This window comes from Paraprevotella sp. (assembly GCF_986071375.1).
In genome coordinates this window covers 1-12,573 of sequence record NZ_CFQRNQ010000030.1, presented here as the reverse complement: position 1 = coordinate 12,573, position 12,573 = coordinate 1, and the positions used below count along the sequence as shown (strand labels likewise).

The 12,573-nt window shown below is 41.8% G+C and carries 20 protein-coding genes; 4 read left to right on the top strand and 16 right to left on the bottom strand.

Translation table 11 applies throughout. The features are described 5' to 3' along the window. Position 1 precedes the first annotated feature (1 nt). Positions 2-814: an SPFH domain-containing protein gene (locus AC5RDV_RS12640; protein WP_282747397.1), complete on the bottom strand. Its 813-nt coding sequence runs from the start codon at positions 812-814 to the stop codon at positions 2-4. Positions 815-849: 35 nt separating this feature from the next. Here AC5RDV_RS12640 and AC5RDV_RS12635 point away from each other — a divergent pair, with 35 nt between their 5' ends. Further along, positions 850-1,017 (top strand): hypothetical protein, encoded by a 168-nt coding sequence (locus AC5RDV_RS12635; RefSeq protein WP_282747398.1) that lies wholly within the window; start codon positions 850-852, stop codon positions 1,015-1,017. A gap of 2 nt (positions 1,018-1,019) precedes the next feature. On the opposite strand, the gene AC5RDV_RS12630 is transcribed toward AC5RDV_RS12635, so the two are convergent. From AC5RDV_RS12630 to AC5RDV_RS12570, 13 genes are all read right to left on the bottom strand, one after another. Beyond that, positions 1,020-1,475 carry a DUF4494 domain-containing protein gene (locus AC5RDV_RS12630; RefSeq protein ID WP_282747400.1) on the bottom strand — a complete coding sequence of 152 codons (456 nt, stop codon included), beginning with the start codon at positions 1,473-1,475 and terminating at the stop codon, positions 1,020-1,022. After that, on the bottom strand, positions 1,472-1,699 hold the full coding sequence (locus tag AC5RDV_RS12625; protein WP_282747401.1) for a hypothetical protein: 228 nt from the start codon (positions 1,697-1,699) through the stop codon (positions 1,472-1,474). Before AC5RDV_RS12625 ends, AC5RDV_RS12630 begins: the two co-directional genes overlap by 4 nt. Then, positions 1,689-1,850 carry a hypothetical protein gene (locus AC5RDV_RS12620; RefSeq protein WP_282747402.1) on the bottom strand — a complete coding sequence of 54 codons (162 nt, stop codon included), beginning with the start codon at positions 1,848-1,850 and terminating at the stop codon, positions 1,689-1,691. The genes AC5RDV_RS12625 and AC5RDV_RS12620 overlap by 11 nt, the downstream gene beginning before the upstream one ends. Before the next feature lie 33 nt (positions 1,851-1,883). Next, positions 1,884-2,264 carry a DUF3127 domain-containing protein gene (locus AC5RDV_RS12615; protein WP_282747404.1) on the bottom strand — a complete coding sequence of 127 codons (381 nt, stop codon included), beginning with the start codon at positions 2,262-2,264 and terminating at the stop codon, positions 1,884-1,886. Between the two features lies 1 nt (position 2,265). Continuing rightward, positions 2,266-2,979, bottom strand: a complete 714-nt coding sequence (locus AC5RDV_RS12610) for an MBL fold metallo-hydrolase (protein WP_282747406.1) — start codon at positions 2,977-2,979, stop codon at positions 2,266-2,268. A 1-nt stretch (position 2,980) separates the two neighbouring features. Next, entirely contained in the window at positions 2,981-3,904 is a 924-nt protein-coding gene (locus AC5RDV_RS12605) for a recombinase RecT (RefSeq protein WP_282747408.1), read from the bottom strand. A 20-nt stretch (positions 3,905-3,924) separates the two neighbouring features. Continuing rightward, positions 3,925-5,946 (bottom strand): ATP-binding protein, encoded by a 2,022-nt coding sequence (locus tag AC5RDV_RS12600; RefSeq protein ID WP_282747409.1) that lies wholly within the window; start codon positions 5,944-5,946, stop codon positions 3,925-3,927. Between the two features lie 7 nt (positions 5,947-5,953). Further along, complete coding sequence (locus AC5RDV_RS12595; RefSeq protein WP_282747410.1) at positions 5,954-6,133, bottom strand: hypothetical protein; 180 nt, start codon at positions 6,131-6,133, stop codon at positions 5,954-5,956. Positions 6,134-6,161: 28 nt separating this feature from the next. Continuing rightward, positions 6,162-6,368 (bottom strand): helix-turn-helix domain-containing protein, encoded by a 207-nt coding sequence (locus AC5RDV_RS12590; RefSeq protein ID WP_282747411.1) that lies wholly within the window; start codon positions 6,366-6,368, stop codon positions 6,162-6,164. A 129-nt stretch (positions 6,369-6,497) separates the two neighbouring features. Beyond that, positions 6,498-6,878 carry a hypothetical protein gene (locus AC5RDV_RS12585; RefSeq protein WP_282747413.1) on the bottom strand — a complete coding sequence of 127 codons (381 nt, stop codon included), beginning with the start codon at positions 6,876-6,878 and terminating at the stop codon, positions 6,498-6,500. A 358-nt stretch (positions 6,879-7,236) separates the two neighbouring features. Continuing rightward, positions 7,237-7,587: a hypothetical protein gene (locus tag AC5RDV_RS12580; RefSeq protein ID WP_282747414.1), complete on the bottom strand. Its 351-nt coding sequence runs from the start codon at positions 7,585-7,587 to the stop codon at positions 7,237-7,239. A 12-nt stretch (positions 7,588-7,599) separates the two neighbouring features. After that, the gene (locus AC5RDV_RS12575) at positions 7,600-7,881 is read right to left on the bottom strand and encodes a MerR family transcriptional regulator (protein ID WP_008624961.1); all 282 of its coding nucleotides are present in this window, start codon (positions 7,879-7,881) and stop codon (positions 7,600-7,602) included. An 11-nt stretch (positions 7,882-7,892) separates the two neighbouring features. Further along, on the bottom strand, positions 7,893-8,066 hold the full coding sequence (locus AC5RDV_RS12570; RefSeq protein WP_008624962.1) for a hypothetical protein: 174 nt from the start codon (positions 8,064-8,066) through the stop codon (positions 7,893-7,895). 150 nt (positions 8,067-8,216) lie between these two features. Here AC5RDV_RS12570 and AC5RDV_RS12565 point away from each other — a divergent pair, with 150 nt between their 5' ends. Further along, positions 8,217-8,675, top strand: a complete 459-nt coding sequence (locus AC5RDV_RS12565) for a helix-turn-helix domain-containing protein (protein WP_282747417.1) — start codon at positions 8,217-8,219, stop codon at positions 8,673-8,675. Further along, the gene (locus AC5RDV_RS12560; protein ID WP_282747418.1) at positions 8,672-10,828 is read left to right on the top strand and encodes a restriction endonuclease; all 2,157 of its coding nucleotides are present in this window, start codon (positions 8,672-8,674) and stop codon (positions 10,826-10,828) included. The genes AC5RDV_RS12565 and AC5RDV_RS12560 overlap by 4 nt, the downstream gene beginning before the upstream one ends. 212 nt (positions 10,829-11,040) lie before the next feature. On the opposite strand, the gene AC5RDV_RS12555 is transcribed toward AC5RDV_RS12560, so the two are convergent. Further along, positions 11,041-11,361, bottom strand: a complete 321-nt coding sequence (locus AC5RDV_RS12555) for a hypothetical protein (RefSeq protein ID WP_282747419.1) — start codon at positions 11,359-11,361, stop codon at positions 11,041-11,043. 161 nt (positions 11,362-11,522) lie between these two features. Between AC5RDV_RS12555 and AC5RDV_RS12550 the strand changes: the two genes are divergently transcribed. After that, positions 11,523-11,783, top strand: a complete 261-nt coding sequence (locus tag AC5RDV_RS12550; RefSeq protein ID WP_282747420.1) for a helix-turn-helix domain-containing protein — start codon at positions 11,523-11,525, stop codon at positions 11,781-11,783. Between the two features lie 81 nt (positions 11,784-11,864). Here the strand turns inward: AC5RDV_RS12550 and AC5RDV_RS12545 are convergent, their stop codons facing one another. After that, complete coding sequence (locus AC5RDV_RS12545; RefSeq protein WP_232038369.1) at positions 11,865-12,260, bottom strand: type II toxin-antitoxin system HicB family antitoxin; 396 nt, start codon at positions 12,258-12,260, stop codon at positions 11,865-11,867. Positions 12,261-12,573 lie beyond the last annotated feature (313 nt).

Sequence of the window (12,573 nt, the reverse complement as noted above, 5' to 3'; positions counted from 1 at the left end):
CTTATTTTGTCATTTTTAGGAAATTCGGTGCAATGCCGTACAGCGGTGTTTTACCGTCCCATTTGTCGATGAATTGTTTATAAAGGATTTCTTCCGTCAATCCGCGTGATTGTATCAAGGCTTGCTCAGTTCGTAGTTGTTCAAGCTCGTTCCGCTTCTTCTGCTCTTCTATCTGTTGATCTAACACGGAAATATTGGTGTTCACTTCATTCCGGCTGTCTATCTTCTCGCGTACTTTGTCAGAAAACTCCAACTGTGCAGAAAACGACTTCAATTCAAGTCCACGATCCTCAAACTCATTACGGACAATCTCTTCCAATTTCTTTTCAAAAGCCAACGACCCGCCGTCTGCCATCAGTGTATCGGTCTTGTATTTGCGGCTTTCTTCTTTTATCAAATCATAAATGCGAGGTTCTAAGATGTTATCCTCCAAGGATTGCATGAAACCGTCTTTTCCGTTCTCGGTGTTGGCACGGTCGATGTGCTTGTTGTCAAACACCACGTCTATGGCACGGCTCTTGGAAACCTTGTAAGAGTAGACCGGGCGAGCGGTAAACTCGGTGTTGTCAGCGGCTTTCAGCATGACGGGTTCGGAAAATTCCCCGCGTTGGTCGAACAGTGGCACTTGGAACAGCTCCGTCCCCGGCTCGACTACCGACACTTTTCCGGAAACTATGGAAAAGTCCTCTTTCCCGGACTTACCATAGTTTTCCATCAATACGCCCGCATAGTTGGGGGCCACGCGTTGGCACGATGACATTACAAAAAATGCAGCAATGAATGTGAACATGGTTTTAATCTGAATCTTTTTCATTCTTAATAAATTTAATTAGTTTGTTGAGAAAATAAATGATTGTTGCTATTATGATTGCGATGCCCAACCACGCATTGACGTGGTTGAACAGTTTGTTGCCTGCCAGGCATCCGGCCAAAAGCACTATGGCGGGTATGAAGTTACTTCTCATGAAAAGTACGATGTTTGGGTTGAAAACTCCGGTATCCACCAATCCGGGATGAAATCATTCTCCATGGGATGCCTCCTTTCCCTTGTAGTGGAACACGTCCATGATGGCCGTTTCGCTGACCGAAACAATCTCGTAGTCGGCCAAGGTTCCTTCCAAAACCTTGTCCAAACGCTTTACGGCATTCCGAAAGTAGGAGGCTTGTACCATCATGGTTTGCACTTTACGCTTTTCAATGCCGTTCCTTTCATCCAACGTGATGAATGCGACTTTGCATTTGAACCATTTGTTGGAAAGTTCCTTGTCATCCTCGAAAAGCTCGCTGATTTTCCGTTTGGCCACGGCCTTGACTTCATAATCTCCGCTCATGAACGGCTGTACCTCTTCGATAAACCGCTGTTCGGCTTCGGTGAAACTTAGGGCTTCCACCAAGTAAGGCTCACTCACGTATTTCTGCATCCCGTTTTCAAGCGTCTTTTCATACCTGACGCTACATTCAAACCATTCGTTCATTGCTTTCCTCCTTTCTCCCTTTCGGCAATCATCTCATCTGCGATTTCGTATGCGACTTTTGCTATGTTATTAGCAGTGTGTATATTGAATGTCTTGATTCTATATTCTAATCCAAACAGTCGTTTAATGCGTTCGACAGGGGGTATACTTTGTTTTAGGCTTTTATCCAATATTATTTTCATCGCTTCAAGCGCGATGTGGTCTCTTGAAATGTTACTTTCCATTTTCTATCAGTTTTATTAGTTTCTTGGAAAGCTTTGAGGATTGACGTGCCTTGTCAAGCTCGCGTGAATTATGGGAATACTTTCGTATTATCATGGCATCGCATTCGAGTAAACGAGCCATGCACTTCAAATCCGTCATGCTTACTTCCATTTTTTTATTTAAGGATTTATAGTTTTTAGTTTTTTAAAACGGAAAATCGTCGTTCACTTCCGTGACGGTATTGGATGGCGTGGATATGGCCGTTGCAGTAGATACAGGTTGTGGCGTGGCTGATGGTGGTTGCATCGTAGAAGTACCTGTTAATTCCACTTTCCATGCGTTCAGCGAATTGAACCATTTTCCGTTCCATTCCCTTGCATCGATGTCGAAAGACACTTTCAGCTCTTGTCCAACCTGTACATTGGACTGCTCTATACGTTCTTTTCCGAACAAGACAAAACAAGCCCTTTTGGGATATTGTTCCTGCGTCTCGACCACAAATTCTTGTGTAGTCCATTCCTTTCCGCTTTTAGATGTACCACTTTTAAGAGGCAGTACGGCTATTACTTTTCCTTCATGTTCCATTTTAATATGGTTCTTTATTAAGATTCATCATTAAACCGGGTACAGCGACCGTTACGGGTTTTCCTGTAGCACCTTGTACCTTAGCTATGAAATTCGCCGCATCACCGTTTCCTGATGACAGGTGAATAAGTACGATGTCTGTCACTTGTGACAAATCCATGGAATTCAAGACATCTACCGTTGTTCCGATCTCCATGTGGGATAATACTATACGGTTTCGCAACGAAACAGGAAGAAGTCCTGATTCTATGTTTCTTTCTAATTGCTCATCACTGTAATTGGCTTCTATAAGGATATGGCTGAGTGAACTTATACGGTAATTGAAATCCATAGTGTCTGTTACAAACAAGAGTTTTCCCATTTCTGGATGTTCCACGACATAAGCGAAACAGGGCACGTCATGTTCAACTGAAAGAGGAAGTATCCTGAAACCTCCAGACTTGTAACCATGGCCGTGGAGCAACTCAATTGTCGGATTCACCTGCCTGTTCCCCAGCACCGGGATCCCGGATTTCTTGATTTCCTCCGTATATCCGGCATGGTCTCCGTGCACATGGGAAACGACACATGCACATATTTTACGTACATTATACCCTATCGCTTCCTTTATTTTTAGGAAACTACATCCGGCCTCAATAAGAAGGGCTTCGGATTCCGTTTCGAGAACATACGAATTCCCGTGTGAATCCGAGCCGACCACCTTCAACAGCATCATATCAATAAGGGGGATTATCTCCCAATGGAAGTTTTCCCGATGTTTCTTTACCTATCTTTTCCTGTATATGTGCAGGGGGAACTGAAATCTGATTAATATCTGACACATCCTCATAATCATCAAGTTCACCCACATCCTCCTTCATCCTGTTTTTTAAAGATTCCCGGACTTCCAACGGATCTGGTTTATCAAATTCGTCATGCTTTCCCTCGAACAAGTAAGCATCGTCAGAGGAATTGATAATCATTTTGCAGGCACGTCCTATTACCGTTTTTTTGGCCATTTCGTCCGTAAAGTTCTTGTGTGCAGGAGAGCCTCCTTTGGTGGCACCCTGCCCCCATGCCGCCTTAATTTGTGAAATTGACATGATTGTAACTTGCTTTTGTCCATCCGGTTGTGTCACTATGGCATAAGCACCCTTTATTTTGGAGATGTCAATGTTGTCAAACTTCTGCTCATGCTTCACGATGGAAACCAGCCCTGTTTCCACATCTATACGATGTATGAACTCATCTCCCTCGTAGATGATGTTCGCCACGGGAAGTCCTTTCATGCCGCACAGCCTTGCCAATGCCACCGTGCCAAAATAAGAACGTTGGAACTCCAGCTTGTCACCATACACAATAAAATAACCTTGTTTCTTGCTGACAGAAAGTCCTTGGATAACCATGTCAAGCACGGCATTGGCTATGCTTGAATTGCTACACACTTCCAATGCGGGTTTACCGTTTCTATCCTTGGTCTCCTGAAGGACGAACCATGCCGCCTTGATCTGATTTGCGGCCGAATAGTTGGCCGGGAACATAAGCCCTCCAGTTTCTTCCAATTCTTTCACCCGCATCATTACACTGTCGGTAACGTCTTTTTGCAATAAAAGAAGATTTTTAGGTTGCTGCTGAGCAGCATTCGTTGGTTGTTCAGACATAATTTTAATGATTTTATTTATTATTCATAACTTACAGTCAGTTTGGATTCGTTGGTTACGACCAGTCTTATCATTTGTGAATGAGTAAGGAGGAGATGATTTACCCCTTCCGCATTATCGACAAATATTGGAGCATATACACCATAATATTGGCATACAGCATTGATAATATCCAACCCTCCATTTAACTTTCCGGCTGCATTCGCATCACGGTACTCTGCATTGCCTATCATGGGGATGCAAGTAGGTTCTTCACCTCCATTTATCAGGCGATTGTACATTTTCCATTTCACCATGGAAAACATGGAATTGATACGTTCTTCGCTCAACTCAACCTTGCGTTTGTTAAACTTGTCTATCCAGCTTTCTATTTGTTCTTTTTCTGCTAAGAGTTGGGACAAGTCGCGAAGTATATTGTTGAGTTCAGATATACGTGTTTCCAATATTTTTATTTGTTCACGCCGACTTAATTGGTATTCAAGCGTGGATATAAAGGATTGCAGTTCCTTTCTTTCCTGCTTTAACTCGTCCGTTTGGGGGATAGAAACTGGTTGTTCCAACTGGTATTTCAAGTTGTCTATTTCGGTTTGTTTTGAGGCCAATTCCAAACTTCCGGCTAATAATGAGGATACGTCTGGCTGGTCAACAGGCGCGGAGTAAAGGGGATTTCCAATTATCCCGTTCTTCTTATCCTCATAATCTCCGACCTTTTCTTTTATATTTTTTATTTGTGTGGACAGCAATGAGATTCTCTTTTCCGACTCCTCTATGACAGATTTTATCTCCATTCCTTTTTTCTGGTTGACCGAAAGTTCCGCAGACTTTTTCTTATTGAAATTAGAAATCATTTCGGATTTCCTTTCTTCTATATCCTCAGCGTCAAGCAACCTTTTACAGGTTGGGCAAACAAAATCCTCATCGTTAAATCGTATGTTTCGGGCATTGATTTCATTCCATTCCTTGCGAAGTGCGGACAATTCTTCATTCTTGGAATGGATATAACCCTCCAAACTTTCCTTTTCCCGTTCCAAATTCTGAATCCGTGCATTGAATCCTTGGATTTCGGATTCTATCTGATCCACGGAAGAATGAAGTTCGCGTTTCTTGTTCAATTTATCGTAATATTCCTTCATGCCCTTTTGCGTGATTTCATCAGAAAGGCGGGAATATTCCATCTTTTTCCCTGAAAGTTCGGATGACAACCTCATGCGCCGTTCGTTTTCAGCATTCATGGCCTTTGATATGTCTTCTATCTGGGATTCTATATCAGCGACTTTTTCCTTGTGTGAATTTATTTCGCTCCGTATTGAATCCCAATCTTTCTTTTCAGGCATCATACGGTTGCATTCCTCTATACGTGAGGGTATATCATCCATTTCCTTTTTTATACGGGATTTCTCATTACGAATTTGTTCTTTTAATCCGTCAATGGATTTTCCGGAAATCAAGTCCATAAGTTTCTCAAGTTCTCTATCCCCTGATGCTATGTCTGTATCTGAAAGCTCACCAGCCATTGAAAACAGGAATGCACGAAGTTTGTCGCGGTTCATCTCAGGGAGGTAGGAAGGACTTGTTATCGTACGGAAAACTGTTTCCTCACAAAGTTCCTTGATGTAAGCATTATATTCGCTTGCCTTTTTGTGGACATCATTGATATAATATTCCGTAGTGTTCCCTGAATACCTTTTTTCCACTTCGCCGGATTTCTTTACCCATTTTTCCACAAGGCATTTGCGAAGTTTCACAGATGTCACTCTCCCTTCTTCGCTCCCTTCCTCACACATAATGACCACGGCAGATACCTCATGCGGGATTTGTGGAATAGGATTCCCGTTTTCATCATTCGTCTTGATTCCGAACTCTTTATCACCGGAGGCGTTTTTGTCGAACATCAACCATAAAAAGGCATCACGTACAGTTGATTTTCCTGTGGCATTCCGTCCGGAAATGGTTGTCATTCCTTCTGTGTTGAATGTGATTTCCAGGTTCCTGATACCCTTAAAGTTGAGTATCGAGATGGATTGTAGTTTTATTTCTTTCATATCTTTCTTAATAGTTTTCAATATAAAAATCCGCTATCCTATCGTCCGTAGGTTCGTGCCCCTGCATACGAAGGCTGTCCACGATGTCTTCGTAAATATCTTCCGGCATGGTGTATATTACCTGTGATACCATGTCGGCGTGTCCGGCACGCATGAAAGCATATACGACGGCCAAAGTTGACAGCATGTAAAAAAGCTTTTTCATCATACAAAATTCATATCACACGGTTACGCTCGAAAAATCGGTCCAAACTCTGTAGCTCATACCATATCATCCGTCCCCTCTTGGCAAATTTGACTTCTGCATTGTTTTTCAATTCACGAAGGAATCTTTCACTACATCCAAGATAAGCCATTGCTTCCCGCATTGAGAGCCATTTCTTTTGTACCGGCTCGACTTTCATAATTCTTCTTTGTGCCATAATTTTGATTTTTAAGTTTAAGTTCCCCTCAACGGCTTAAACCTGTTGTTGCCCCGAATCTTACGGGAGGGGATTGGTATGAAAGGCGCACTTCCAATGGAGTAAAAGAAAAATCGTCACACTTAAAACTTACTTTGATATTGGAAGTACGCCGGGATTATCTTTCGGCGATCGCCCATTTAAAAAGGCTAATTGTTCTTTGCGATGTTCTTCGGATAGATAGCCTTCTTTCGTATAAAGATTATGTAATCCGCTGTCTTCATGCGAACCTTGGTTCTGCTCAAAAAAACTGTCGGGAATATCTAAGGTCAAATATGGCGACACTCGAACAACCCGAGTACCATCGGGAAATTTACTCAAATCTATCTGCGACAATTCTTCCGCTTTTTGAAGAGAACAATCATCTTTGGAAGATAATCCTCCATTTTGGGGACATGCGCAAATGGGATTCCCCTGAAGAATTGTTTGACCATCTTCTTCATACTTCTGACGATAGCTATTCCGTTTCATTACGCAAACTTTATAACCTGTTATTATGAACTTAATTTGCTGTGTTCCACCGCGCCAATCCGATTGGCGGCATCGCGCCTTTTGCGGTGGATTATTTTAATTTCATCACGCTGCTGTCTCACGCTCTTCACGGTTCCACGCCGTGCCTCGCCGCCATTCGATTGCTTTTACGCTACTGTAACCCGCATCTGCTATGTGTATGTTTCGATTCTATCTCACTGCCATACCGCTTATTGCGCCGCGTTACTTTCAAGCCCACGCGGACGGGCTACCATTTATGCTTGGGTCAAGCCGTCTTTATACTGTTTCCGCCAGTGTCTTGTTGGTGGCCGGGGAATCGAACCCCGGCTTCATCCCATCACCAATATATCCCGTATCCGTAACCTTGGGCGCGGTCTAAGGCCATACGGTTGTCCATTGCGGCCTCATATTCTTCATCGTCCCGCATCTCTTCGAGATATACTTCGTTGTCTATCTTTTCGGTGCTTACCGAATCCTCTATCAGCTTTTGGATGTTGGGGTATGCCTTACGGGCATCATCACCGTATATCATAGCTTCTACTTTACCCGTCAAGGCATCGTATGACACTTCAAGGTCGCATGTCTTACCGCTCATGCAAATGAAGGATGAGCGTTTATTATGGTCGAAATTGCCAATTAAGGCATCTTCTATCATGGCCAAAAGGCTTCTTAATTCCACGTCTTTCATAACCGTATCTTTTTATTTGATTGCATCAATCTGGCTTTGCAAGTAATATGGTTTCTTCCCGATTCGTCCGGCAGGAGACAGGTAACTTACCTTGTTCCATCTCCACAGGGTAGACAACGTTACGCCTAATTGCTGTGCCGCATCCTTGGCCGTGAGCCTCTTGTCCGGCTTGTCCTCTTTGGCCAACAAGGCTTTTACCTCTTCGGCCACCGTCAGGGCGAACTCCTTCAGGTCGGCAGGAGTGACGGATATTGTCACGTTTTGGCCACTGGCTATCAATTCTTGTATGTTCATGATTATTTCCTTTAGAACCTTTTATTGAGGTTGTTCGCGAAAATGTAATCGCGCACCTCGTTTTCCTTTTCTGTGTCGGCGTTCCAATGCACAGCCCTCCATACAGTCATCTGTGAACACTGGCATGCACTGATTATCTGCGGTGTCACTCCTTTTTTCAATTTTATGGGTTTTCTTTTTGCCATATTGTTTTAAATTCTTATATTTGCCGCAAACGTTTAACAAGCGTACAACGTTGGGCATTGGTTTAACTTCACAATGCAAAGATATGGGTAATAAATGGTAATACCAATAATTACCATTTAAAAATAATGGTATTTAAAAGTATTTAACTTATGAAGGGCGATGTCATAGATAGATTGAATAGAGTTATTGAATATATGTGTATAACACCTGCAGAGCTTGCAAAGAAGTCTGATGTTGACCCATCAAACTTCAATAAGATGCTGAAAGGTCAACTGAATATAACTCCAAAAACAATAAAAAAAATAGTTAATGCAACTGGAGTATCGAATGACTGGTTATCGAACGGAGATGGTGAGATGTTGAGTCCCCAAAGTAATAATGTCACGATAAACGGAAACGAGAATCAAAACAACATTGGTGGGCAAATGGTAAATATCTCGTTGCCCGAAAAAGGTTCTCAAAAAATTATTAAACCGGACGGGACTGTGGAAGTTCATTCTATGGATAAAAATATAGAAAATTCTAACAATACCGATAAATTTATCGAACTTCTTAAAAAAAAGGACGAGCAAATAGACCGATTAATAACTTTATTGGAGAATAAATGATGGAATTAGAACCACGAATACCTTTAGATCCCCTTCTTAAAGAAACGGCATTATTTGTTTGTACGATTCAACAATGTAGCACGTCAATTATACAAAGGAAGTTCGGTGTAGGATATAACAGAGCTACAAGAATTGTAGACCAGCTTGAAGCTATTGAGGTGGTTGGTAAATCGAAAGGTTCATTTGACCGAGAAGTTCTCTTCTTGGATTGCCCGGACATTGACGGCTTGATTGAAAAGTATATTGCGGACATGCAAAACGAAGCTCCTGACGGATATGAAGACGATGAAATTTCAATCCAACAAATGGATAAAGTGAAATTGGATGGCATAGACTTTTACATATCCAAAATGTGCCCATCAAACTACATATCATATATTGAAAAGGACGTGGACAGGAATTGTTTTATTGGAGAAATAGGCAACTGCGGCATAAGCAAAAAACGTGTCATTGAATCCCAATACTCACGCATCTTGAAATATAGGATAGAAATGCAATTCCTAAATTGGCAGAAATTAGAGGAAAGAAAACTGGAATTGGGTGAAAATCGTTATAAACGGATTTCTTATGGAATTGAATATTTCGATGCGGAAAGGTTCGCAAGAGATTTGGATGCAAGGAGCAAACACGACTTGGAGGCCATAGCAAGCATTCTTCCAGATTGCATGACACAGCAGAACAGCTTGGATCTTGAAGAAATTTTCAAATGTCCAAAGAATAATAAGCCCAAACCTTTGCCACTTTTCGATAAGGCAATGACGGGATGGGATAAAGAACACATCCTTGAATTAGATGAAATTCCCGAAGAACCAATTCCACCGTTAAAAGAAAGTTACTTGCCACAGTTATCTTGGAAGGATAGCTTTTGGGGACGCAAAAAGAAAAAAGAGCAACAGGCTTGCGATGAATATAAAGAGGCGTACAAAGAGTATGAAAATGCTTTAGAAAAATGGAATGAGGAGGTTGAAAAAATCAAAAAGGCCAGTGCTCTAAAAAAGGAAGAGCACGAATCTGCAAGGAATGCAGCGATGCGCTCTTTCCGGGAAAAAGATGCACGAAAGCAGGACGAATGGGAGAAATGGGACAAGATGTGCCGTGATTCCGTCAAGGTCTGCGAAGAAGAGAAAGAGCGGTTCAATGAGAAATATTTTGCTAAAGAAAAGGGCGCAATTGAGGATTATTGTAGCATCGTGCTAGATAAGTCTGCATATAATTATCCTGTTGCCAAAGAATTTGTCATAGAGTTTCAAGACAACGGCCTATTGGTCATTGAATACAGGCTTCCCGACATCTCGGATTTGCCCAAATACAAAGAATGCAAATATGTCAGTCGCGAAGCAAGGCCGAAAGCCGTTAGCCAGACGGAACTGAACAAGATATACGACAAAATGTTATACGATATATCATTGAGGTGTATTTATGAACTATTTGATACAGATTGCGCCAGAGCAGTCAGTGCAATCTGCTTTAACGGATGGGTGCGGACAATAGACAAAGCCACAGGGAATAATGTAACCAATTGTATTTTGTCTGTTCAAGTAGAGAAAAATGAGTTCGCGAGATTTGATTTGAGAAACGTGGATTCCAAGTTATGCTTTAAGAGTTTGAAAGGAGTTTCCGCAAATAAGTTATGTCAACTTACTCCAATCAAACCTATTTTAAATATCAAGAAGGAGGACAAAAGATTCATTGAATCAAAAAATGTAATAGAGAACGTTAATAATTCAATAAATTTAGCCTCAATGAATTGGGAGGACTTCGAGTTTCTCGTCAGAGAAATATTTGAAAAAGAGTTCTCCGCAAATGGAGGTGAGGTAAAAATAACTCAAGCAAGTCGTGACGGAGGCGTAGATGCTATTGCATTTGACCCAGACCCGATAAGAGGAGGGAAAATTGTAATTCAAGCCAAACGGTACACAAATACTGTCAGTGTTTCTGCCGTAAGGGATTTATGGGGGACTGTGATGAATGAAGGAGCAATGAAGGGATTACTTGTTACAACTTCGGATTTTGGGGTAGATTCTTACAATTTCGTGAAAGATAAACCAATAACCTTAATTAATGGTGCGAATCTTCTTTTTCTATTGGAAAAGCATGGGACTCATGCTAAAATCGACATAAATAAAGCAAGGATAAAAAATCAAATGAACTAAAACCTCATGGAACTGAAAGACTTCGTAAAAGAAACATTGGTGCAGATAACAGAAGGAATGGAAGAAGAACGGACGTAGAATCAACCCTGGGTATTCCGTCCAGTTTTTCCAACCCCACCGCCCATTTGACGGTGGGGGCATCATAGCAAGGAACGTTGAGCCGAAGCCCCAACGCGCTATTATTGTCTTGTCATGTGGTCGTTATTTCTGTCTTAGTCTCCCATGTACCGACCGCGTGAATACTCGGCACTTATCGCAGCTTGTACGCAGGCATCATAAACTACCGTCTTTGCCGGGTGGGTGCGGTTCCATTCTTCACGGGCTTCACGTTCTTTTCTTATGGCCTCCTTGCGGCGTGCCTCGGAAACCGTGCGGCGTGCCTCGTCCCATGCCATCTTAAGGCACTCGCCAAAGGAAAAAAGCTTGCGGCCTCTCTTGTTGTTCTCGCGGTTCTTGCGGCTGTCGCCCAAAACCACGTAATTTCTGTGCGCTTTCTTCATTATCTCGCTTTTGTTGTACTTCGTTGCTTCCATATCCTTGCTATTGTTTTTGTTTGATGATGCAAAGGTAATGTTTTAAGCATTACTATACAAAATAAAAGTAATATTTAAACATTATATTAACATTAATTAGTAATATAAGAAACATTACTATATAATGTATTTGTAATTTTGCAACATTAAATTATATGATTATGGATAATATTGAAGCATTACTAAAAGAAAGGGGGCTTACAAAATCGGCCTTTTCTGATTTGTTGGGTATAAAAAAGCAAAATTTAAATGGACTTATGAAAAACCCAACTTTGGAAACCTTAAAACGTTTTGCGTCCGTTTTAAGGGTTGATACATGGCAGCTCTTTGTCTCCCCGGAAGAAGTGTCAAAGGAACAAGGCACGGGCTTGCGGTGCCCCAATTGTGGAGCGAAACTCGAATTAAAGAAAACAGAGGATTGATAAAAAGAACCCCGAACCAATTAAGGAACGGGGTTTCATTGTCTTAATTAAACGGTCTCGCTTCACAGCGGTACACTATCTTTAGAATGTGGCTGCGGAAAGTTCCTTAGATATACGTTCCACCGCTACCCTTATCTTATCGTATTGCTTTTGTCCGGCTGCTGTCACACCGGAAGTGTATTGCCTCATCAATGAAGCGTTGATGCCTGCCAACTCCGCAACCTTGGTGACATTCAGGAATGAGAAATAGTTGAAAAAGGATTGCATATCATATTTGTAGGAAAACTCCAGTTCCGGAACTTCCTTGCCCTCTTCTGCCTGCATTTCCTTTATTTCCTCATACGCTTTCATCATATCCTCTTTGGCTGCTTCTGCCGTGTCTCCATATCCAGCCAACCCGAAGCCGGGTAAATCATCCTCAACAAAGCATGAGTAATACCCATCGTTCGCTTTTTCCATGATAACAGTTACTTTCATATCCATTTCTTTTAAAATAGGAGTACGGCACTATTACCGTACCCCATTGCCTCAACAAAAACAATCTTTCAACCATGAAGCGCAAAAGGTTGGGGGATTATTCCCCCAAAAGAACCTTTCTTGCCTTACGTTCCATTCCGGTAGGTACTTCTTGTTTGCCATGCCTTGACAAAGCAAATTTGTTTCCCGTTTTAGGACTATACCAAATATCATGATTGGCCCCATGCCTAAGAACGTAACAACCTGCTGCGGTAAGTTCCGCAAAAAACTGATTGTACTTCATAATGTAAAAGACCGTTTATTTATTAAGACA